The organism is Asticcacaulis solisilvae (genome assembly GCF_052327315.1).
GTDB classification, from domain to species: Bacteria; Pseudomonadota; Alphaproteobacteria; order Caulobacterales; family Caulobacteraceae; genus Asticcacaulis; species Asticcacaulis solisilvae_B.
In genome coordinates this window covers 451,762-475,659 of sequence record NZ_CP166197.1, presented here as the reverse complement: position 1 = coordinate 475,659, position 23,898 = coordinate 451,762, and the positions used below count along the sequence as shown (strand labels likewise).

General features: G+C 62.6%; 14 protein-coding genes. 7 read left to right on the top strand and 7 right to left on the bottom strand.

Features of this window, described 5'->3' with window-relative positions:
- Positions 1–2,349, top strand: a complete 2,349-nt coding sequence (locus AB8717_RS20965; RefSeq protein WP_443750983.1) for a DUF5703 domain-containing protein — start codon at positions 1–3, stop codon at positions 2,347–2,349.
- A 4-nt stretch (positions 2,350–2,353) separates the two neighbouring features.
- Here AB8717_RS20965 and AB8717_RS20960 read toward each other — a convergent pair whose 3' ends face one another.
- Positions 2,354–3,466: an EAL domain-containing protein gene (locus AB8717_RS20960; protein WP_443750982.1), complete on the bottom strand. Its 1,113-nt coding sequence runs from the start codon at positions 3,464–3,466 to the stop codon at positions 2,354–2,356.
- Between the two features lie 579 nt (positions 3,467–4,045).
- Between AB8717_RS20960 and AB8717_RS20955 the strand changes: the two genes are divergently transcribed.
- Positions 4,046–6,934, top strand: coding sequence for a TonB-dependent receptor (locus AB8717_RS20955; protein ID WP_443750981.1), 2,889 nt, complete (start codon positions 4,046–4,048; stop codon positions 6,932–6,934).
- Between the two features lie 80 nt (positions 6,935–7,014).
- On the opposite strand, the gene AB8717_RS20950 is transcribed toward AB8717_RS20955, so the two are convergent.
- The gene (locus tag AB8717_RS20950; protein WP_443750980.1) at positions 7,015–8,019 is read right to left on the bottom strand and encodes a cupin-like domain-containing protein; all 1,005 of its coding nucleotides are present in this window, start codon (positions 8,017–8,019) and stop codon (positions 7,015–7,017) included.
- Positions 8,020–8,022: 3 nt separating this feature from the next.
- Positions 8,023–9,534, bottom strand: coding sequence for a tryptophan halogenase family protein (locus AB8717_RS20945; protein ID WP_443750979.1), 1,512 nt, complete (start codon positions 9,532–9,534; stop codon positions 8,023–8,025).
- A 134-nt stretch (positions 9,535–9,668) separates the two neighbouring features.
- Here AB8717_RS20945 and AB8717_RS20940 point away from each other — a divergent pair, with 134 nt between their 5' ends.
- The gene (locus AB8717_RS20940) at positions 9,669–11,930 is read left to right on the top strand and encodes a prolyl oligopeptidase family serine peptidase (RefSeq protein WP_443750978.1); all 2,262 of its coding nucleotides are present in this window, start codon (positions 9,669–9,671) and stop codon (positions 11,928–11,930) included.
- Between the two features lie 419 nt (positions 11,931–12,349).
- Here the strand turns inward: AB8717_RS20940 and AB8717_RS20935 are convergent, their stop codons facing one another.
- Positions 12,350–13,864: a glycoside hydrolase family 27 protein gene (locus tag AB8717_RS20935; RefSeq protein WP_443750977.1), complete on the bottom strand. Its 1,515-nt coding sequence runs from the start codon at positions 13,862–13,864 to the stop codon at positions 12,350–12,352.
- 305 nt (positions 13,865–14,169) lie between these two features.
- Between AB8717_RS20935 and AB8717_RS20930 the strand changes: the two genes are divergently transcribed.
- Positions 14,170–16,902: a DUF5695 domain-containing protein gene (locus tag AB8717_RS20930; RefSeq protein WP_443750976.1), complete on the top strand. Its 2,733-nt coding sequence runs from the start codon at positions 14,170–14,172 to the stop codon at positions 16,900–16,902.
- 13 nt (positions 16,903–16,915) lie between these two features.
- Positions 16,916–18,322, top strand: coding sequence for an amino acid permease (locus AB8717_RS20925; RefSeq protein ID WP_443750975.1), 1,407 nt, complete (start codon positions 16,916–16,918; stop codon positions 18,320–18,322).
- A 53-nt stretch (positions 18,323–18,375) separates the two neighbouring features.
- Here AB8717_RS20925 and AB8717_RS20920 read toward each other — a convergent pair whose 3' ends face one another.
- The 3 genes from AB8717_RS20920 to AB8717_RS20910 all read right to left on the bottom strand — a co-directional run bounded on the left by AB8717_RS20920 (position 18,376) and on the right by AB8717_RS20910 (position 21,312).
- Complete coding sequence (locus AB8717_RS20920; RefSeq protein ID WP_443750974.1) at positions 18,376–19,020, bottom strand: GntR family transcriptional regulator; 645 nt, start codon at positions 19,018–19,020, stop codon at positions 18,376–18,378.
- 123 nt (positions 19,021–19,143) lie between these two features.
- Complete coding sequence (locus tag AB8717_RS20915) at positions 19,144–20,142, bottom strand: 4-hydroxyproline epimerase (RefSeq protein ID WP_443750973.1); 999 nt, start codon at positions 20,140–20,142, stop codon at positions 19,144–19,146.
- A 255-nt stretch (positions 20,143–20,397) separates the two neighbouring features.
- Positions 20,398–21,312: a dihydrodipicolinate synthase family protein gene (locus AB8717_RS20910; protein WP_443750972.1), complete on the bottom strand. Its 915-nt coding sequence runs from the start codon at positions 21,310–21,312 to the stop codon at positions 20,398–20,400.
- 85 nt (positions 21,313–21,397) lie between these two features.
- Here AB8717_RS20910 and AB8717_RS20905 point away from each other — a divergent pair, with 85 nt between their 5' ends.
- Both AB8717_RS20905 and AB8717_RS20900 read left to right on the top strand, forming a co-directional pair.
- A complete protein-coding gene (locus tag AB8717_RS20905; protein ID WP_443750971.1) occupies positions 21,398–22,615 on the top strand; it encodes an NAD(P)/FAD-dependent oxidoreductase in 1,218 nt (405 codons plus the stop codon).
- A gap of 9 nt (positions 22,616–22,624) precedes the next feature.
- Positions 22,625–23,803, top strand: coding sequence for a M24 family metallopeptidase (locus AB8717_RS20900; RefSeq protein ID WP_443750970.1), 1,179 nt, complete (start codon positions 22,625–22,627; stop codon positions 23,801–23,803).
- Positions 23,804–23,898: the final 95 nt, after the last annotated feature.

The window sequence follows — 23,898 nt, the reverse complement described above, 5'->3', positions numbered from 1 at the left end:
ATGACACGAGTGACGCGCAGGGGCATGGCAGGTCTGGCAGCCGCCGGGGCAATAGCAGCGCATGTTCCGGCACGGGCCGAAACGCCCGCCGCCAACCCCTATAACCCCGTCTGGACGTCGCAGAGCCGCAATGCGCTTGAATCGATGCCGTGCGGCGGCGGCGACATCGGCCTCAATGTCTGGGTCGAGGACGGCGACGTCCTGTTCTACGTGTCACGCAGCGGCGCCTTCGACGAGACCAATGCCTACCTGAAGCTCGGGCGGATCCGCCTCAAGCTGACGCCCAAGCCGTTCGCCGACGGCCAGCCTTTCAAGCAATCGCTCGACCTCGACCGCGGCCACGTGACGATCGAAGGCGGGCAGGGGACGAAGGTGACGATCTGGGTCGACGTCTTCTCGCCCGTCATCCACGTCGATATCGACAGCGCCCAGCCGGTCAAGCTGGTCGCGCGCTATGAAACCTGGCGGACCGCCGACCGGCCCTACACCCTTGAAGAAGTCGGCATGCATCGCAGTTACGATGACGCGCCGGTCGTGCCGACGGCCTTTGCCGACAAGACCGCGTTCGACGGCGCCGATATAATCTCGGTCCACCGCAACCGCGACACCGACACGGTCTTCGACCTGCTGGTCAAGCAACAGGGGCTGGAAGGCGTCAAGGCGCAGATGTGGAATCCGCTGGCGGGCCTGACCTTCGGCGTACTGGTACGCGGCCAGGACATGGTCGGCGCCGGGACGACGACCGGGCGCTATGCCAGCACCGACTTCACGGCGTACCGCCTGCAAAGCGCCAAACCGCGCCGCCGCCATGAGGTGCGTATCCACTGCCACGTCGCCAATACACGCGATGAAGCCGAATGGCGTGCCGGTATCGAAGCCCTGGCCGCCAGGTCGCTGGCGGGCAAGGCCGATGCCCGGCGCAAGACGCAGACATGGTGGCAGGCCTTCCAGGATCGCAGTCATATCCGCGTCAATCCGGGCAAGGGCGCAGCCGACACCGGCTGGCGCATCGGGCGCAACTACCAGCTCTTCCGCTATCAGTTGGGCACGAACGCCTATGGGCGTTATCCCACCAAGTTCAACGGCGGCAATTTCACCGTCGATCCGCAATTCGTCGATCCCACGCTCACGCTCAGCCCCGATTTCCGCAAATGGGGCGGCGGCATCTTCACGGCGCAGAACCAGCGCCTGGTCTACTGGCCGATGCTGAAAAGCGGCGACTTCGATATGATGGACGCACAGTTCCTCTTCTACGACCGCGCGCTGAAAAACGCCGAGCTGCGCACGGAAGTCTACTGGGGACACAAGGGCGCCAGCTTCACCGAACAGATCGAAAGCTTCGGCCTGCCGTGCGGCTTCGAATACGGCTGGCGGCGCTTCTGGGGGCAGGCAGGCAGCAAGGAACCTGGCGTCGACGACAATGCCTGGGTCGACCGCATCTGGGATACCGTCTTCGAATTCTGCCTGATGATGCTCGACGTCGAACGCTTCGCGGGCGAGGATATTTCGCGCCATATGCCGCTGATCGAAAGCTGCCTGACCTTCTTCGACGAGCACTATACAAAGCAGACGATGCTGATGAAGGGCAAGCCCGTCGACGACAACGGCCATCTCGTCTTCTTCCCGGGCAGCGCCATCGAAACCTACAAGATGACGTTGAACTCGGTCGTGACGATCTCGGCGTTGAAGACGGTAATCACGCGCGTGCTCGGCCTGCCGGCGTCCTATCTCGACGACAGCCGCCGCACCTATTATCGCGACTATCTGAAACGCCTGCCGCCGCTGCCGATGCGCACCATGCAGGGCCACCTGACGATCGCGCCGGCCGAGGTCTTCGACCGCATACAGAATGTCGAGATACCGCAGCTCTATCCCGTCTTTCCGTACGGCCTCTACGGCATCGGGCGGCCAGACCTCCAGGTGGCGATCGACACCTGGCACTATGGCGTCGAGACGCCGCAGCAGAAGGACTATGTCAGCTGGCACCAGGACGCCATCTTCTGCGCGCGCCTGGGCCTGACCGAGGAGGCGAAGAGCCGCATCGTCCAGAAGCTCGACGACAGCGGAAGGCGCTATCCGACCTTCTGGGGGCCGGGGCACGACTGGGTGCCCGACCACAATTGGGGGGGATCGGGCATGGTCGGTTTGCAGGAAATGCTGATGCAGACGGTCGACGACGACATCTACCTGTTCCCGGCGTGGCCGCGCGACTGGGATGTCGATTTCCGCCTGCACGCGCCGGGCAAGGTCGTCGTCGAAGGCAGCCTCAAGGCCGGAAAGATTTCGGGTCTCAAGGTCAGCGACGGACGGATGACGCGGGTAAAGCTGCCGGACTGGGCCAGCCTGTAGCCCGTCACATCGCCTGGACGGCCTTTTCCGTGCGCGACAGCCGGTCCGAAATATCGCCGAAATAGGCCGGGCGGCCGAAACGGTAGCCTTGCAGCAGGTCGCAACCGATCAGCCGCAGCAGCTTTTCCTGGTCCTCGGTTTCGACGCCTTCGGCCACGACACTGAGTGACAGGGCGTGGGCGATATTGACCGCACCGGTCAACAGCGCACCGGCCTTGGGATCGCGGCCGATCGTGGCGACCAGGGCGCGGTCGATCTTGACACGGCGCAAGCCGAAGCGTTGCAGGTGACCGATACCCGATATGCCAGCGCCGAAATCGTCGAGCGAGAAGCCTATGCCCCTGGCCGACAACGAAGTGATGACGGCGCGGGCGCGTTCCGGGTTTTCGAGGATGTGGCGTTCGGTGATTTCCAGCTCCAGCCGGTGGGCCGGAAAGCCGGTCTCGTCCAGGATCGACTGTACCTGGCTTTCGAAATCGGAATGGCGGAACTGCACCGGCGAGATGTTGACGTGCAGCCGAACCGTGTCGAGGTCGGCCATGTCCGAACAGGCGCGTTGCAGGACGAAAAGCCCAAGGCGATGGATGATGCCGCTCGAATCGGCGGCACCGATAAAGGCGTCGGGCCCGAGCTCGCCGTCCGGCCGGCGTGGCCAGCGCACCAGGGCTTCGACGGCCTCGACCGCGTGGGTCGCGGCATTGCAGATCGGCTGGTAGGCGACATCGAACTCGCCATTGATCAGGCCGCAGCGAATCTCGGCGTCGAGCTGCTGGCGTTCGGCGCGGGCACTGTCCGAGGTATCGTGAGGCGGCTTCGAAGCGGGCAGGGGCTTGTCAGCGTGCCGGAATATGTCCTGAAGGCGTTTCCCGCCGGCGAAAGCCTGGCGCAGGCAATACAGGCAGGTTCCGGCGAGGAGGAAGACCAGGACGCCTGTCAGGATGGCAATATCGGTGATCCGGGATGCGATCGTATCGGCGGCTGCGGTGCCGCCTGTCGCGGCCACGGTCCGCAGTGTCGAGGCCAGAAGAGCCAGTATGGCCAAGCCCGTCATGGTCCCGCCGCCCAGAACGAAAATGAAGGGCGTCTTGCGCCCCCGTTGCTTGCCGTTGCGCTGCATTTTGCCACCACCTTCCCTGTGCAATCGAGTGCACTTTTCAGAAAGTGTTAGCGCAGAGTCATAAATGGCAGGTTACGCAGCGGCCACCGCGAGCGGAGGGAAAAACGGCGACGGAAGGTCAGTCGACGACCGGCAGGCGGTGGGCGCGGGCCCAGAGGACGACAAGGCGGACAACGAAGCGAGACAAGGTTTTCATGGAGAATGCTCTCTTTTGTTGGAAGCGGTTAGCGGGCGGAACCGGGGGCCATGCCGAAGGTAACCAGGGCGGCGGCGATGCGGTCGAACAGCGTCTTCATAGGGAATTCGGAAACACAAAAAGTTGATGACAGCGCTGTCTATATCATTCTCGCACATGCGAGAAAAGAGGGCAGGCTGTCACATTTCACCGCCGCAATTGTAACAGTCCGTGTAGCCGCCCACCCGGCCCGGCCGTGATAATTGCGCAACAAGATACCGCTGCCGTCACGTCTTCATCGCAAAAATGACGTATATCGTATAAAATATTTTGACTGCCCGCCGTTTTCATGGCCTCCTCGGTTCACAGGATTTGTCCGGCTAATTGGGGTTTTAAAAATGATAATGAAGACGAGTAGGAAGGCGTTCCTTTTGGCGGCCACGGGTTTGGTGGCGGCAATGGCGTGCGCGCCTGCGCTGGCCGAGGACAAGCCGGCGGATACGAAATCGGCCGAAACCAAGGTCGAAAACGGACAGGAAGTCGTGATCGTTCGCGGCGTCCGCGGCTCGGTCAAGGATTCCGCAGACAAAAAACGCCGCAACAAGCAGATCAGCGATTCGGTCTCGGCGGAAGATGCCGGAAAGTTGCCGGACAACAACGTTACGGAAGCCCTGGCCCACGTCACCGGCGTGCAGATTACGCGCCAGCACGGGGAAGGCCAGGACATGGCCATCCGCGGTATCCAGGAAGTCGGGACGACGATCAACGGCAATGCGGTCGGCGGCGGCGCCATGCGGTCGATGAACCACAATGGCGGCGCTTTCGAAGACGGCAATACATGTGATTCCGCACAAATCACCGGCGCATGTAACGCCCAGGGGCCGACGCTCAGCGACATTCCCGCGGCGCTTATCAAGTCGGTGACAGTGTACAAGACCCGCACCGCCGATCAGGTCGAAGGCGGCGTGGCCGGGGTGGTGAACGTCGAACTGCGCCGTCCGCTTGATCTGCCGAAGGGTTTTACGGCGGCGGGCAGCTATCGCATGTCGTACAGCAATCTTGGCGACAAGGAGAGCCCGTACGCCAGCGTCCTGCTGGCCGACCGTTTTGACACCCCGATCGGTGAAATGGGCTGGCTTGCGAACTTCGGTTACGAGCGCAACAACTACCAGGAAACGCACCTGGCGACCGAAACGACGCAGTATTTCTATTCGAGCGGATATTTTAACGGCAATACAGCGGACGTCGCCTGTTTGCACCGGGCGGACACGTGGTGCGGTACGGCCAAGACTCCGTACTATGTTACCGCCTACCGCGTCTGGAATGGTATCCAGGATGGGGTGAAGTCCCGGCCGACCGCGAACTTCGGCTTCCAGTGGAAGCCGAACGAGAACCTTGATTTCGTTTTGGAAAGCACCTACCTCGGCTCGGACGAGAAGGCTGAAAACGACTATATCTCGGTGAAGACGTCGGGGGACTGGAACCCCAATTACGCCATTACGACGTTTGCCGACGGGGCGACGGTGAAGACCGAAACGGTCACGCCCGGTGACTGGGATCCGACCGGAAACAATTCGGTCTATAACGAACTGATTTCGGGGTACTGGCATAACACGTCGAAGACGTTCACCAACAACTTCGAAATGCACTACCACAAGGACAGGGTACAACTGAATGGCAGCATCCAGTACAATACCACTGAGGTGCTATCGACCAACATCTATCAGGATATAAAGGTTCTCGGCCTTAATACCGCGATCGTGAATTTCGACGGCCCCGGGGATCGGGCCACCGTGACCTTCCCGCAGGCTTCGGTCGCCACCGATCCCGCCAACTACCGGATGTATAACTTCCACAATGAACAGAACAACTCGACCAGCCGGGATCTGAACGGTCAGCTTGACCTGACCTATACGGTCAGCGACACCTTCCCGATCCGCTCGCTGCAGGCAGGTTACCGCCTGACGAGCCACTTCAGCAATTCGTTCAACGGGTACCGCGATGCCTTCACCAATGCCGCGCTTTCGGCCTGGCCGACGGGCAGCAGCCTTGATTACACCAAGTTACCCGCCGGCTTCAGCATCCCGGGCTTCTACCACCTGAGCAATACTGCGCTGCTGAGCCACTGGAGTGATGTAATCACCTATCTGTCCGGTAGCCAGGGTTCCCTGTGGGCGACCGACGTGCCAACGGACCGCGACTCAAACTCGAACGCCGAAACCGAATTCTCCAATACCTGGTACGGACAGTTCAATTACGCGTTCAAGGCCTACTTCCCGATTGACGGCGTAATCGGCGTCCGCGTCGCGGCCACCAAGGGCACCGCTCATGCGAACTCGTTCCGTGACGCCCACACCACGACGGTGAACGGCGTCACGACTACGGTGCCGGCCAGCGTCGTCAACGACGACGTCGAAGGTCACTACCGCGACATCATGCCGAGCTATAACGCCACGGTTCACCTGAACGACAAGACCCTGCTGCGCCTGGCCTATACCTACAGCATCCAGCGTCCTGCCTTCTCGGCCATGTCAGGTACGGCGCACATCTACTACGACGCGACCGGCAAGGCAGCCAGCGGCTGGGGCGGTAACCCCAATCTGAAGCCGATGAAGGGGCCGAACTATGACGCTTCGCTGGAATATTACTTCGGCCGTGGTGGGGTGGTCTCGCTTGCCGCCTATCTGAAGGAGCCTGACGGCAGCTTCTATTGGAAGAACAACGAACTGCGCAGCTTCCCGGAACTCGGTGTCGATACGCCGATCCCATACGGCGAAACCCTGAACGCAGGCCGTGGCGTCTATCAGGGCTACGAATTTAACGCTCAGGGCTTCTTCGATTTCCTGCCGGGCGTCTGGCACAATTTCGGCGGCGCCGTGAACTTTACCTATAACCAGATATTCAAGATCGAGTATCCGGATGCATCGACGCTCAGCGATCAGGGCTTTGCCCCGCTGGCTGGTAATATGGCGCCGTACACATCGAAGAACACCTATAACATTCAGCTCTACTACGACACGCCCAAGTTCAACGCCCGTATCGCGTATAATTACCGGTCGAAATATTACGGTCAGGTGAGCTACGGGCTGGCGCAATATACGCCGGTATTCGATGCGACCTCACGCCTCGACGCCTCGCTGGCCTGGACGCCTGTCAAGCAGTGGACCTTTACCCTCGAAGGCTCGAACCTGCTGAACAACAACGAACTTGCCTACTACGGCCAGAAATACTACCCGGCCGAAACGCGCTTGCAGGGCCGCACCATTCAGGTCGGTGCACGCTTCCGGTACTGATCCGGACTTGCAAAAAAGAACCCCGCCGGTCAGCCGGCGGGGCAGCCGTCTGGCGCCTGGATTGTGTCATCACCCCGGCGTCAGGAGCGCTTCGGCGGGCCAAAGAGAAGGTGCTTGAATTGCGCCATTTCCTGTGGGCTCAAGCCAGGGCTGAAGGCGCTCCGGACGTGCTCAGGTAAATGGGCGACGGGATCGCCGGCGCTTTCGAAGACGAAATAGTCCATCATATGCCGCCAGGCATCGCGCTGCGCGGCCGGCATGGCCTTGAAGGCGAGGGCGGCGACATGGAGAGCGCCCATGGCATCGACCAGATCAGGCCTGGCGTCATTCCACCAATAGTTGATCAACATGTTGAGCGGTCCGGTCGTCTGGACGTGATGCCACCACAGGGGAGGAATGAACAGGGCATCGCCTGGTTCCAGGTGCGCGACGAGCGCGTGGTCAAGCGCGGTTTTCAGTCTGGGATAACGAACGAAATCCGGTTCCTCCAACGACGCCATGCTGATCGGCACGCCCGCGGGCATCCGGTCCAGCGGGCCGGGATAGAGGTTTGCCGTCTGGTCCGGCGGGAATAGCGTAAAGGTTTTCTCGCCGGCAACGTGGACGGCGATATTGCTGGTGTAATCGAAATGAGTCTGGGTACGCAGCGTATTGCCGATCCAGATGCGGGGCGGGGCGTCGCGCGGCAGCAATGGCATGTCGAGGTCACCGGCCATGGCGGGCAGAACGTTCTGGACGGGTTGTGCCTGTACATAGATTGCATCGTCCTGTCCGGAAAGGCAGTCCTCCACGACGGCGCGCAGGCTACGGCTGACGTTCTGGTAATTCACACCCGTCAGGTCGTTGTTGTAGAAGAGGCGTCCTTGCAGCGCCTTCGGGCAGACCGAAACCTGCACCGGGGCGCCGGTATCGAAGCTGAGCAGGTATGCGCCAAGCGCCTCGGGTGAGGTCCGTGCGGCCTGCACGGCCGGCCATTGCGATGCCAGGCCTTTCAGGATGACGGGCCGGCCAGCCATGCGGATATCGGCCTCGAAGGTGCGCCGGTCCATGCCGTCGATGGCATCGACGCATTGCGTTGAAGACATGGCTCAGGCTCCGCTCATCTCGGCGGCGCACGTCCGGCCAATATAGTCGTCGTGCCGGGGCATGGCGTTGACCATGCCCGTCGTGCCTTCGCGCACGCGCTGCATCCGCCAGCGGAATTCGTCCTCGGCCATGCTGTCGGCGATCGGATGGTATCCTTTCGGCATCTGGCCCTGGCCGGCCAGCACGGCGAACCAGCTGGCTTCCTTGAACAGTTCGTCCGGCTTGACCAGCGCCTGGTTGTGGCGGGCGAAACTGTCCATGCGGAAGGCGAGGCTGTCGGGGATGTCCATGTTGCGGCAATAGCTCCAGAATGGCGTGTCTTCGCGCTCCGTCACCTTATAGTGCGCGATCAGGAAATCCTTGACGTTTTCGTAGGCCGCCAGCATGTCGCGGTTGAAGCAGGCGCGCTGTGTTTCCGATATGCCGGCATTGGGGAAATAACGGATAAGCATGAGGATGGCTTCCTGCGCCAGGTGGATCGAGGTCGATTCCAGCGGTTCGAGGAAGCCGCTGGCCAGGCCGACCGCCACGACATTGTGGCGCCACTGGCTTTTGCGGTGGCCGGTCGTGAACTTCAGTACGCGCGGTTCGGCCTGCGCCTTGCCGTCGAGGCGCTGCATCAATTTGTCGCTGGCTTCTGCTTCGGACAAGTAGGCGTCGCAAAAGACATAGCCGTTGCCGGTGCGATGCTGCAGTGGGATGCGCCACTGCCAGCCGGCCTCGCGCGCCGTCGAGGTCGTGTAAGGGGTGAGGGCAGAGCCCCGCTCACACGGTACGGCGACGGCGCGGTTGCACGGCAGCCAGCGGCTCCAGTCCGTGTAGCCCGTCTTCAGCGTTTCCTCGATCAGCAGCCCACGGAAGCCCGAGCAGTCGATGAACAGGTCGCCTGCGACCGTTGCACCGTCGCCGAGCGTCACCGAGACGATGTCGCCGCTTTGAGGATGCTGCTCGACCGAAACGATACGGCCTTCACGCCGCACCACGCCCAGACCCTCGGCAATGCTGCGCAAAAACCGCGCGTAGAGACCGGCGTCGAAGTGGAAGGCGTAGTTGACGGCGGGGGCGTTCGGATTGATCTCGGACATGCGGCCGAAACGGTTGGCGCGCGACGCCATCGTCTGCGGATTGAACAGGCCGAAATCCTTCGAGCCCCCGTTTTGAGCGTAGCGCAGCCAGTAGTGGGTGAAGTTGATACCGTTCATGTCGACGCCGTAGACGCCGAACGGATGGAAATAGTCGCTGCCGGGCGCGGACCAGTCGACGAAGCGGATACCGAGCTTGAAGGTGGCGTTGGTCGCGCGCATGAACTGGTTTTCGTCGATCCCCATCATGGTGTTGAAGGTCTGGATCGTCGGAATCGTCGCTTCGCCCACGCCGACCGTGCCGATCTCCTCGGACTCGATCAGGGTGACCGTGTAGCGCTTCGTGCCCATGACTTTCGCAAGCGCAGAGGCCGCCATCCAGCCGGACGTTCCGCCGCCCACCACCACGATCTTTTGCACGCTGCCGCCCATTGCTTTGTCCTTGTGTTGCGGACGATATTCAGGGCAGGGCAATTGTAAGTCAATATGTGCGTATATCGTATAAAATATTTGACTTAAGCCGCGGAGTCCGGACATGGTGAGGCACAAACCTGAAGGTTAGGGATATGATGCGTTCGACCTGTCTTGTCGTGGCCGGCAGCCTGCTGGCGCTTTCCACCGCCGTTCATGCGGCTCCGCCGTCGATCGATGAGCGCTACGCCACCGCCGCGTCGTATTTTACCGGCAAGGTGGGGGAATTGGTGACCGATCTCGACCTTCGGGCGGTCTTCGTCACCGGCGGGGCACAGGTCCTTTATCGTCATGGCCCGAGGATGCACGGCACGATCGTGCTGGCCGACTCAGGCACGGGGCAGGGGCGCGACCTGGTCAGCGACGACGTCCTGGCGCAGGCGGTGGCGGCGTTCACCGGCCAGGCGGGCCCCAAGGCGATTATGCCGCTGGACTATGATGCCGCGGCCAACGTCCTGACCTTTGGCACCGGCGACGCATCGTGGCGTTATGACCTGAAGAGCGCACACCTCGACAAGGCGCCGCCGCCTCCGGCCGCTGACGATGGCGTCGTCTCGCCGGACGGCCGCTACAAAATCGTGCACCACGGCTACGATCTTTCGCTGATCGAGATGGCCACCGGCCGCGAAGTGCCGCTGACCGCCGATGGCGGCTACGACCAGCGCTACGGCATGAATTACCCGCAGTTCGCCGACATGGTCGCCGCCAACAGCGAAACGCCGCCGATGCGCGTGAGCGCACAGTGGTCGCCCGACGGCAAGTGGGTCCTGACCTACCGCATGGACCGCAACGGCAGCTATATCTGGCACGGCGTTCAGCCCAATCCGCTTGGCAGCCAGTTTCCGCGCCACTTCGACTATGTCTATCCGACGGCGGGCGCCGCCCAGGTGCCGCAGGTCCTGCCGGTTGTCATCGATGTGGCCGCGGCGCTCAAAGGCACCGTCAAGCCGAAGCTCCTCAACGTACCGGCCTTGCCGCTGCTGTGGCCGGGCGATCCGGATCTCGGCTGGGACGGCGATCGTGTTCAGTACCAGTGGCAGAAGCGCGGCTATACCGAACTCGATCAGTATTCGGTCGATCCCGAAACCAATGTCGCCACCATCACCGTGCACGAAGCGATCAAGCCGCTGGTCACCGTCACGGCGACGGCGATTCGTCCTGTGCCGGAGCTGAAAGGCAATCTCGTCATCTCGGAACGCAGCGGCTGGGCCCAGCTCTATTTCGTCGCCGACGGCACCGATCCGTCGGGTGGCAAGGCGCTGACCAAGGGTAACTGGGAGGTCGAGGAAATCGTGCGCACGGACCCTGGCCAGGTGCTGATCACCGGCATCGGGCGTGAGGCCGGGGTCAATCCTTATTACCGCAGCCTCTACCGGGTCGGCCTCGACGCCACGATCAAAAACCTGACGCCGGAGCCGCTCGATCACGACGTTACGATCGCCGACGACGGCAAGACCTTTATCGACCGCATGTCGAGCCCGACGTCGCCGACGCGGACCTTGTTGCGCAATATGGCTGACGGCCGCATCGTCGCGGAGCTTGGCCATGCCGACCCGTCGGCCTTGATGGCCAGCGGCTTTGTCGCGCCCGAACCGTTCGAAACTGTGGCCGACGACGGCAAGACGAAGCTCTACGGCATGATCTTCCGGCCAAAGGGCTTTGACCCGTCGCGGACCTATCCTGTCATCGAATACGTCTATACCGGGCCGACGACGCACGTCATCGACTATGGCTACCGCCGCACCATCGGCGGCCCGGCCGAGTCGATGGCGCAGATCGGCGCCATCGTCGTCGAGATCGACGGCCGCGGCACCTCGCAGCGCGGCCAGGCCTTCCGGTCTTCCGCCTATCAAAACCTGGGCGAGGTCGGGCTGGACGACCATATGTACGTGCTGAAGGCGATGAAGGCGAAATACGCCTATTTCGACCTGTCGCGCGTCGGCGTCTTCGGCCATTCGGCCGGCGGCTACGACACGGCGCGCTTCGTGCTGCGCCGGCCGGACTTTTACAAGGTCGGCGTCGCCAGCTCGGGCAACCAGGACCTGCGTTTGGATAAGGCGTGGTGGCCGGAAGTGTCGATGGGCATGGCCGATGACGCGACGTGGGAGCGCAATTCCAACACCTCGGTGGCGAAGAACCTGAAAGGCCACCTGATGATCATGCACGGCGATATCGACGACAATGTGCCCATCGCCGCGACGCTCAGGCTCGACCAGGCGCTGACCGAGGCGAACAGGCCGCATGAGCTGGTCATCCTGCCCAACCGGACGCACGACACCTATACGCCCTACTTCTGGCGCAAGCATTTCGACTTCTTCACGGAATATCTGCTGGGCGAAACCCCGCCGGCGCCATAGGGCTAGGTAAATCGAAAATTGCCATCACTTTTCCTCTCCCCATCGGAGGCAGGCCCATCGCATATGGCATTCCAAGGTGGGGCTTTTCCTTTTCCTTCTCCCCTTGAATAGGGGAGAAGGTGGCCCGAAGGGCCGGATGAGGGGTAAATCCGGCATCTTCCGCGCGCGCATCTGTTAACACTACCGCTCACCTTGGCGCTACGCGCCTTTCTTTCGCTGGCGCTCCGCCCTTCAAATGGAAAGAGGACAGACCCGAAGGCCAAGATGAGGGGAAATCGTCATAGGATGCGTGCGCTGAAGGTGCAGGAACCCCTCATCCGTCCCTTCGGGCCACCCAACGCTGGCGAAAGCTATACTTTCGCTGGCGCTATACCCCTCAAGTGGGGAGAAGGGAAAGTAGCATAATTCGTTGAGATTTTTTAGGGCGTCACGCGCAGCAGCATAGCTCCGTGGCGCGGGATGGTGACGGTTTGCGTGGCGGCGGGCGTAAGGTCGGACTTCGCCCACACATCGCGCACCTTGGCCGGTTTCAGCCCGAGGTCGGCCCAGGTCACCGTCACGTTGGCTACGTCCTCGCCGCGGTTGAACAGGCCGACCGCCGTCGAGCCATCGCGCAAATGTTTGGTCCAGATTTCGCGCGTACCGTCCTTTTTCGCCGGGAGGCCTTGCGCGCCGGCCGCGTCCTGATCGATGGCGATGACCTCGGGGTTGGTCAGCAGCGCCAGCGTTTCGGGAGTCATATGGCGCACGTCGTTGCCCAGGATCAGCGGCGCCGCCATCATCGCCCACAGGCTCATATGGGTGCGGTATTCATCCGTGCTCATGCCACCATTGCCGACCTCGAGCATGTCTGGATCGTTCCAGCCGCCCGGGCCGGTATGGTTCGGTACGCCGTTCTTTTCGAAGCCGATCTTGGCCATCGTCTCGTACTTGTCTTCGATATCGCCGGTCGTGCGCCACAGACTGCCGCCGACGTCGCGCCCCCACGAACCGACGTCGAAGCGGCCGTATTCGCAAAGGCTGAAGATCATCGGCCGCCTCGTTGCGGCGATCGCCTCGGCCATCTGCTGGTAGACGGCGTAGACGGATTCCGGCGTGTGATAGAAGGCTTCGCCTGAACACAGGTCGTATTTCAAATAGTCGATGCCCCAGGCGGCGAAGGTCCTGGCGTCCTGTTCGATATGGCCGTAACTGCCTTCGTAGCCGGCGCAGCTTTTCGGCCCCGGCGAGCTGTAGATGCCGAGTTTCAACCCCTTGGCGTGGACGTAATCGGCCAGCGCCTTCATGTCGGGGAACTTGGCATTGGGCTGAAGGACCCCTGATGTGTCACGGGCGCCCTGCCAGCCGTCGTCGATATTGATATAAACGTAACCCGCGTCACGCAGGCCCGACGTCACCATGGCGTCGGCGATTTCGCGCACTGTCTTGTCGTCGATATCGGTGGCGAACTTGTTCCACGAATTCCAGCCCATGGGCGGGGTCTCGGCACGCGCCAGGGGTTTTACCACGCGGCGCGGGGGGAGGGGATGTGTCGGGAAATCGAGCGCTTTCAGCGCTGTCTTGGTCGCGGCATGCGCCGGAATATCGAAGTCGGCGTACCACAGCTTGCCCGTCATATGGACGGCCTTGGCGTCGCCCTTGAGCACGATATCGGTCTCGGTCACGCGCGGATTGCCGTTGAACAGGTGGAAGACCAGCGTGTCGCCATCCACCCGGACATCGTCCATCTTGAGATCGCCGTACCAGTGCGAGGTCACGGTACCACTATATGTGCCATGGTCCTTATGCACCTGAACGCGGGTAAAGCCCGGAAAGTCGGGGCCGCCGTCGAAGATCCAGCCGCCGGTCGGCGGTGCAGCGTGCGCGGGCAGCGCAGCCATTCCCAGCAAGGCGACGACCGGCAGAAGAGTGCGAAGGGCGGATTTGCGGGACATGGGTGGCTCTTTCATCAATGCTCTGAGTATAAGATCGTATAATTTATATTGACCGTCAATACGGGACGTGTACAGTCGCCTTATCGTCACCTCGCTACCCTTGGAGGTGACGCCGGCCGCGGCGGCACCGGATTTTGTCCGATTTTCCGACTCGGTTTTGTTGCGCGCTCCAGACGTATCGGACCGATGGGCCTCCCTGGCGTCGGCACCCCGTCTGGAAAGACTTTCGATCCGCCGGGTGCCTTTAGGCGGGCGCCGGCGGATCGCTTTTCTTTTGGCCCGAGATGGCCGCTCAGGATTATCGCATGCCCAGGCTGAACGCTTCCGTCCTCGCCGTCCTTTTCGCCCTCGGGCTTTCCGGCGCGGCCCACGCCGCCGATACGCCGTGGAACAGCCCGGACGCCAGGATCGACTATTACGACGCGGCGGGCTTTACCGTGGGCCTGCAGGACTCTTCGCAGACCCTGGTCGCGCTCCAGCCCAAGGGGCAGGGTGGGTTCGACTTCGCGCCGTCCGGCCGCTTCACCCAGCGCCTCAAGGATGGCTATTACCGCCTGGGCGATATCGACCTGCGCGTTCGTGCGGTCGGAGTCGACGCCTGGTCCGACTATTCCAGCGCCTTCAAGCGCGCGCCGGTCAAGGCGTTGAAGGTCAAGGGCGCGCTGGCCGCCGCCGACATCACGCCCAGCCTCAACGGCATTCCGCTGACCGTCAGCCGCGTCTGGGCGGTCGATCACGGCCAACTGACCCTGCGCTTTACGCTTTCCAACCCCGGCAAGACGGCGGTCGAGATCGGCGGCCTCGGCCTGCCGATGATCTTCGACAACATCATCGCCGACCGCACGCTGGAACAGGCGCACGAACAGGCGTCCTTCTACGACCCTTATGTCGGGCGCGACGCCGGCTATCTGCAGGTCACGCGGCTGAACGGCCACGGCCCGGCGCTGCTGGTCGTGCCGGAAAAGAACACGCCGTTCGAGCTCTATAAGCCGATCCTCGACCGCACCAATCGCGAAGACCGAAGCCCCGTCATCTACAACGACCCGATGCGGCGCGGCATGGTGTTCGAAGGCTTCTACGACTGGATGGTCGCCTCGAAGGGCTTCGCCGACACCGACTGGAAGGGTGTGCAGCAGTGGAACGAGACGTCGAGCCTGGTGCTGAAAGTGGGGGAGACGCGTACCATCGGCCTGCGCTTTGTCCTGTCGCCCTCGGTCCGCGCTATCGAAGACACCCTGGCCGCCAACAGCCGTCCCGTCGCCGTCGGCGTGCCGGGATATGTCGTGCCGACCGACATGCCGGCCGACCTGTTCCTCAAAAGCCCGTCGGCTGTAAAGACAATCGCCGTCTATCCGGCAGGTGCGCTCGATGTTGTGAAAGCCGCGCCCACGAAAGGCTGGCAGCGCTACACCCTGACCGGCAAGATGGATGGCCGTGCGCGTGTGACGATCACCTATGCCGACGGCAGCGTGCAGACGGTCCACTATCTCGTCACCAAGCCGGAAGGCCAGGTCGTCGCCGACATGGGCAAGTTCCTGACGACGAAACAGTGGTTCGACGATCCTGCCGACCCGTTCCATCGCGGCCCGTCGATCATGACCTATGACCGCGACGAGAAGAAGATCGTCACCGACGATCCGCGTGTCTGGGTGTCGGGACTGAGTGATGAGGGCGGGGCGGGGTCGTGGCTGGCCGCCGCCATGAAAGAGCTCGATAATCCGACCCCGGACGAAATGAACAAGGTCGAGACCTTCGCCAACCAGACCCTGTGGGGCAAGATCCAGGTATCGGACGGCGAGCACCAGTACGGGGTGCACAAGAGCATCTTCTATTACGACCCGAAAAACATGCCGGCCGGCACATACGATCCCAAGAAGGATTGGTCGACCTGGACGTCGTGGAGCAAGGAGGGCGCCGACGACCTCGGCCGTTCGTTCAACTATGTCCACGCCGCGGCGACCTGGTGGAGCCTGTATCGCGTCGCGCGCTACCACGACGGGCTGGCGACACAGGGCACGTGGCAGACCTACCTCAAGCGCGCCACCGGCACGATCGAGGCCATGATGCGTGACGCGCCCTATTACACGCAGTTCGGCCAGATGGAGGGCAATGTCTTCGTCAGCATCCTGACCGACCTGAAGCGCGAGGGCTGGACGCAAGACGCCGATACGATCGAGACCCTGATGAAGGGCCGCGCCGACCAGTGGGCCAAGGAGCCCTATCCCTTCGGCTCGGAAATGCCATGGGATTCGACAGGCCAGTCGGAAGTGTATGATTGGATGAAATATTTCCACCACGACGACAAGGCCACCGCCACGCGCGAGGTCATACTGGCCTACGATCCGACCATCCCGCACTGGGGCTATAACGGTTCGGCGCGGCGTTTCTGGGACTTCCTCTATGCCGGCAAGCAGTCGCGCATCGAACGCCAGTTGCACCATTACGGCTCGTCGAACAACGCCATCCCGCTGTTCGAATCGTACCGCGACGATCCGTCGGACTTCCACCTGCTGCAGGTCGCCTATGGCGGTCTGATGGGCAGCCTGACCAATGTCGATTCGGACGGTTTCGGCTCGGCCGCCTTCCATTCCTTCCCGGACGCCATGCATTTCGACGCCATCAGCGGCGACTACGGCATGAGCTTCTTCGCCCACGCCTACAGCGTCGCCTCCTACCTGGTCGACGACCCTCGTTTCGGCTGGATCGGCTTCGGCGGCAATGTCGAAACGAAAGGTGGCCGCGTCGTCATGGCGCCGAAGGACAGCGCGCGGACGCGGGTCTTCATCGCGCCGGCGGGCTTGTGGCTGACGCTCGATGCGGGCAAGGTGCAGGCCGTGGCCTATGATCCGAAGTCGGGCAAGGTCGAGCTGACGCTCGATCCGGCGGACGCACATACGCCGACCGCCTATGTCAACTTCACCGTGACAAAGGCCAATGCCCGTGCCTATAAAATGGTTTCAAATGTAACTCAGGACAAGGGCGCCTATGCCGTATCGCTTTCGGCAGCCCCCACCACGATCGTTCTGACACAACAATAATTAGGGGAACTGTATGGGATTGTTCGGACCGCTTAAGCCTCTGACCCAGGCCAACGAAGACGGTAAGGCCCTGGCCAAGACTTTGAGCTGGCCGCACCTGATGGCGCTGGGCATCGGCGGTATCATCGGCACCGGCATCTACACATTGACCGGCGTCGGCGCCGGCCTCGCCGGACCGGGGGTGATCCTGTCCTTTGCCCTGTGCGGCATCGTCTGCGCCTGCGCGGCGCTGGCCTATACCGAGATGTCGACCCTGATCCCGACGGCCGGGTCGGCCTACACCTACACCTATTCGGCGATGGGCGAGATCCTGGCGTGGATCGTCGGCTGGGCGCTGATCCTCGAATACAGCCTGGCGTGCTCGACCGTGGCGGTCGGCTGGTCCGCCCACCTGGTCGGCTGGCTGGAGCAGGGGATCGGCCTGCATCTGCCGGCCGTGCTGCTCAATGGTCCGGCGGCGGGCGGAATCGTCAACCTGCCGGCGGTCTTCGTGTCGCTGGCGGTCATGGGCCTGCTGCTGATCGGCGCGCGGGAAAGCGCCACGCTCAACATCGTGCTGGTCATCATCAAGATCGTGGCGCTCGGCGCCTTCGTCGTGCTGGGCCTGCCGGCGATCCAGGCGGGACACTACGATCCCTTTATGCCGTTCGGCTTTCTGGCGCATGAGACCAATGGCGAAAAGTCAGGCGTCATGGCCGCGGCCGCCGTCGTCTTCTTCGCCTTTTTCGGCTTCGACGCCGTCTCGACCTCGGCCGAAGAAGCCAAGAATCCCGGCCGCGACCTGACCATCGGCATCATCGGCTCCATGGCCCTGTCGACCATCATCTACATGCTGGTGGCGGCGGTCGCGGTCGGCGCCCTGCCGTTCAAGGAGATCGCCGACAGCGGAGAACCCTTGCCGCATGTGCTGCGCAGCCTGGGCTATCCGCTGGTCGCCAGCCTGGTCGGGGGGGCGGCCATCGTCGCTTTGCCGTCGGTCATCCTGGTCATGATGTATGGTCAAAGCCGCATCTTCTTCGTCATGGCGCGCGACGGCCTGTTGCCGTCCATCGTCGCCAAGGTCAATTCGAAGGGTTCGCCAGCACTGATTACGTTGATTACCGGCATCTTCGTCGCTTTCTTCGCCGGCTTTGTGCCGTTGAAGAAGATCGCCGAACTGTCGAATGCCGGAACCCTGATCGCCTTCGTCGCCGTCAGCCTGTCGATGATCATCCTGCGCGTTAAGAAGCCGGAATTGCAGCGCGTCTTCAAGACACCGGTCTTCTGGCTGACCGGCGGACTGGCGATCTTCGGCTGCATCTTCATCTTTTCCAGCCTGCCGAAGGAAAGCCAGATATTCACCCTGATCTGGATGGCGATCGGACTGGTCTTCTATTTCGCCTACGGACGGTGGAACAGCCGTTTGCGCAAAGCCAAATGACAACAAAAAAGGCGGGGTCGAACCCCGCCTTTTCAGTTTGATTGCAAGGCGTTTCAGCCCTTGAACTCGCGGCGCAGGTCTTCCAGAGTCGAGGCGATGTGGTCGTGCATCATGGCAGCGACATCCTTGGCCTTGCCCTGCGACCACAGTTCCAGCATGGCCAGGTGTTCCTTGTGCGCGCGGTCGTCACGGCCGGCGGGCTCGAGATGCTTGCCGACATAGCGCTCGGAAATGATGTTGAGGCGCTCGATGATCTGCGTCGTCAGGGGCTGGTTGAGCGGCTGGACCAGCGACATGTGATAGGCGCGGTTGAGCTTGCCGACGGCGGCCTTGTCCGAAATCGACGCCTTGTCGAGCGCTTCCAGCGCGGCCTTGGCGACGGCCTTGTCTTCCTTGGTGGCCAGTTTCGACGCTTCGGCCACCGCATCGGGTTCGAGCTTCAGGCGCAACGCATAGACCTCTTCGGCCTCATCGGCGCTCAGGGGGCGGACGAAGAAGCCACGATTGGCCTGCGACAGCAAAAGGCCTTCCTGTTCGAGACGCGCCAGGGCTTCACGCAACGGGATCTTGCTGACACCGAGTTCGGCGGCCAGGGCGTCTTGGCGGATCGGCGTGTCGGATTGCAGGCGGCCGGAAATGATCCGGTCGCGGACGAGCGTGAAGATTTGTTCGGAGAGCGTCTGAACGACCAGGCCCATGCGATACCCTTTGAGTAGACGGGTGGGGAGAGCGCCCCGACTCGAAAGTGCAGTTATATCGTATACAAATTAACGTTCTTTATAACGAAAAGGCAAGCCTTCCGGCCTGCCTTTTTTGCTGCACTATAGTACTTGGAAGCCCTGCCAGAACTGGTCTTCGCGATCGATCCATATGGTGTTGAACCCGGTCGCGATCGCAGACCCTTCGATCGAGGGGATGATGCCCTTGACGCCAGCTATATCGACCTCGGCTTCGACGCGGCCGGTGAAGCGGCTGCAGATGTAGCTCTCATGCACGAAACGGTCCCCGACCTTGAGCCGGCCGGTGGCGTGAAGGTGCGCCAGGCGCGCCGAAGTGCCGGTGCCGCACGGAGAACGGTCGATGGCGCGTTCGCCGTAAAAGACGGCGTTGCGGCCGTGGGCGCCTTCGCGCTTCGGCTTGTCGGCCCACAGGACGTGACTGACGCCGCGAATGGTTGGGTTGAGCGGATGGATCGGCTCATAAACGTCGCGGACCTGTTGACGGATGGTGCGCGACAGCTCGATGATCCGTGCGGCGCCCAGATTGTCGAGATCCGTATAGGCGCCTTGCGGTTCGATGATGGCGTAGTAGTTGCCGCCATAGGATACGTCGAGTGTCAGGGGACCGAAGTCCGGAACCTCGATCTGGATGCCGGTCATGGCCAGATAAGACGGGATGTTGGTGATCTTCACCGAGGTGATGCGGTTGCCTTCGGACGTGTAGTCGATATCGATCACGCCCGCCGGCACTTCCAGCTTGAGCTTGCCGGGCGCGCGCGGCGTGACCAGGCCGTTTTCCAGGGCGAAGGTGACGATGCCGATCGTGCCGTGGCCGCACATCGGCAGGCAGCCCGAAGTCTCGATGAACAGGATGCCGGCGTCGGTGTCGTCGCGCGTCGGTGGATAGAGGAAGCCGCCCGACATCATGTCGTGGCCGCGCGGCTCGAAGCACAGGCCGGTGCGGATCCAGTCGAAGCGTTGCAGGAAGTCCTGGCGGCGTTCGCTCATGGAATTGCCACGTAACAGCGGCGCGCCGCCGGTGACGAGGCGGACGGGATTTCCGGCGGTGTGGCCGTCGATGCAGGCAAAGGTATGGCGCATGGTGTGAACTCGGTGCCCGAAGGCCGGTATAAATACAAGTAACAGCGCAAGCGCTTTTGGCTACGGGCGGTACCCCCCTTCCGTCTGGATCGGCTTGACGCCGACCCAGCCACCTTCCCCGTAAACGGGGAAGGAAGGGAATTTTATTGTCTAATTCCTTCCCTGCGAAGCGGGGAAGGTGGCTCCCCGAAGCCTTGGCGAAGGGGAGACGGAAGGGGCATTGCCGCCCCTTCAACGAAACGCTTACGCTTACGATCAGGCCGCTTTCGTCATCTTCAGGCTGGGGCGCGTGGCCGCCGCCTGTTCGACCATGGCGGTGACTTCGGCGCGGCGCGCGCCCGACAGGGGCAGGCGCGGCATGCGCACGCGTTCGGAACCGCGGCCCATGATCTGCTCGGCCAGCTTGATCGACTGGACGAGGTCGTGCTCGGCGTCGAGGTGCAGCAGCGGCAGGAACCAGCGGTAGATGTCTCGGGCAAGCGCGATATCGCCGGCCTTCAACGCCTTGACCAGCATGACCGATTCCTGCGGGAAGGCCGAGGTCAGTCCCGAAACCCAGCCTTGCGCGCCCAGCAGCAGGCCTTCGAAAGCCACGTCGTCAAGGCCGGCGAACAGGGTAAAGCGATCGCCGAAGGCGTTGAACAGATCGGTGAAGCGGCGCGTATCGGCGGCCGATTCCTTGACGGCGACGATGTTGCGGATGGGCTTCAGCGCCTCAAGCACGTCGGTGCCGATATTGACGCGGTACGAGGTCGGGTTGTTGTACAGCATGATCGGCAGCCTTGTGGCTCCCGCAACTTGCGTGAAGTGCGCAACCAGCTCTTCGGGCTTCGGCACATAGACCATGGCCGGCAGCAGCATCAGGCCGTCGGCGCCGATCTTTTCGGCATCAGCGGCAAAGGCGGCGGCGCGCGGCGTCGTCATTTCGGAAACGCCGACGACGACGGGCACGCGACGGTTCACCACCTCGACGATGGCGCTGAGCAGAGTGCGCTTTTCATCGGCTTCCAGCGAGTTGTTCTCGCCGCACGTTCCCATGGCGATGATGCCCGTGACCCCGTCGCGGATCAGGTCGTCGACAACGCGCTGGGTATCCTTTACGTCGATGGACAGGTCTTCCTTAAACTGGGTCGTGACGGCTGGAAAAACGCCCTGCCAATCGATTTTCATCACATCGCTCCTGAGTCTTGCTAACTTGATATACCGTATACTATATTCTTTGGCGGTGCAATAATAAAGCCTGAAACGATCGTTTATGAACATTTTTATCATTGGTGGCGGAATCGTCGGTCTGAACGCGGCGCTTGAGCTGCAGGGGCGGGGCCATTCCGTCACGGTTTATGAGCGTTCGGAGGGGGGCAGCGTGGCGGCGTCCTACGGTAATGCGGGCCATATCGCCACCGAACAGGTCGAGCCGCTGGCTTCACAGGCGATGATTCGCTCGGCCTTCTCGCGATTGTTTATCAATGGCGGCGCCCTGTCGCTGCCGCCGGCCGGCATTGCGAAATGGCTGCCGTTTTCGCTGCGGCTGATGCGTGCGGCAAGGCCTGAGACGTTTGCGCGCGGAAAGGCCGCCCTGTCGGGGCTGATCGGCGAAGCGCTGCCGGCCTGGCGTCGGCGGCTTGGCAATATCGGCGCGGCGGACTTGCTGCGCGAAGACGGCCACTTCGTCGTCTGGGAAACGCCTGCGACGGCGGCCGCCGGTCTCAAGGCCTGGCGCGAAACCGATACCGGGACCGCAACGTGGCGCGAGGCCGACGCCGAGGAGCTGGCGGCGTTGCGCGGATTCACCACGGTACCGGTCGCGGGCGCCATCCGCTTCGAAGGCACGGGCCAGGTCGCCGACCCGCGCCGCTTGCTCGATACATTGGCCGAGACCTTCACGGGGCGGGGCGGCAAGATCGTCCACGACGAGGTGACGGCTTTACGCATCGAAGACGGCCGCCCGGTCGTCGGCACGGCGCAGGCCGACGCGGCCGTCGTCTGCGCCGGCGTCTGGTCGAAGCCGTTGATGGAAGGACTGGGTTACACCGTCCCGATCGTGGCCGAGCGCGGCTATCATATCGAATCCGTCGTGCCGTCGTGGCCGCAAGGCCTGCCGCCCGTCGTCTTCGAGGACCGCTCGATGATCGTCACGCGTTTCGAAAGCGGCGTGCGCGCGGCCAGCTTCGTCGAGCTCAATAAGACCGACGCCCCGCCCGATGCGCGCAAATGGCAGCGCCTGGAACGTCACGTCCGCGACCTTGGCCTACCGTTCGGCGATCCTTCGAAAGCGGCGCGCTGGATGGGGGCGCGGCCGACCCTGCCGGACTATCTGCCGGGGATCGGACGGGCGAAGGGGCTTCCCGTCTACTATGCTTTCGGGCACCAGCATCTCGGCTTGACGCTGGCGGCGGTGACCGCCGAGCGGGTAGGCGCCATGGTCGATGACGGTGTCGTCCCGGTCGAATTCGATCTTGCACGATTTCAATAGGAGAGGCCGATGATTGGCGGTTCCACGATAGAGGCCGAACTGGCGAAGCTTCAGCCGCCGGTTCAGGCGGCGGGCATCACGCGCGAAGAGCGTCTGGCGCGCATCGAAAAGGCGCGCAAGCTGACGCGCGATCTCGGTGCCGACGCGCTTCTGGTCGGGGCAGGGGCCAGCCTCAACTATTTTACCGGCGTGCCGTGGGGCGCGTCGGAGCGGCTGGTCGCCCTGTTTCTGCCGGTCGAGGGCGAACCGCTGATAATCTGTCCCTATTTCGAGCGCGGTTCGCTTGAGGCCGACCTGAAGATCGAGGCTGACCTTCGCCTGTGGCAGGAGGACGAAAGCCCGCACGCCCTGGTCGGCCAGGCCATGCGCGACGTCGGCGCCTCAAAGCTGGCGGTCGATCCGGCTATGAGCTTCGAGATGGTGAACCGCCTTGGTCGCGAAACGGGCCTTGAGCTGATCGAGGCCGGGCCGGTGATCAACGGCTGTAGAATGTATAAATCAGCGGCCGAACTGGCCCTGATGCAGCAGGCCAAGTCGATGACGCTGGAGGTGCATCGTGCGACCTCAAGGATCATGCGCGAAGGCATCACCACGACCGAGGTGATCAATTTCATCGAGGCGGCGCACCGCAGACTGGGCGCCGCCGGCAACAGCTTCGTCATCGTGCAGTTCGGCCGCGCCACGGCCTTTCCGCATGGCCTGCCGGGCGTGCAGACCCTGCGGGAAAACGACCTCGTGCTGATCGACACGGGCTGCTACGTCCAGGGCTATACCTCGGACATCACGCGCACCTATGTGTACGGCGGCGCGACGGACGAGCAGCAGCGCATCTGGGATGTCGAAAAGGAAGCGCAAGCCGCGGCCTTCGCGCGCGCCGAGGTCGGCATTCCGTGTGAAGCGGTCGATGCCGCGGCGCGCGCCGTGCTGGAACGCCATGGACTGGGGCCGGATTACAATCTGCCGGGCCTGCCTCACCGGACCGGGCACGGCATCGGCCTCAGCATCCACGAACCGGCCTATCTGGTGCGCGGGGACAAAACCCTTTTGGCCCCGGGCATGTGTTTTTCCAACGAACCGATGATCGTGGTCCCCGACCGCTTCGGCGTGCGGTTGGAGGACCATATGTACGTTACCGACAATGGCGCGAAATGGTTCACGGAACCGCAGCCGGCGATCGACCGGGTTTAGGGGGAGGGCGGATACCACTTCGCCCTCCCTGCTTGCGGGGAGGGGGGACCGCGCGAAGCGTGGTGGGCGGGGTGTGACCGTAGACGTTACGGTGT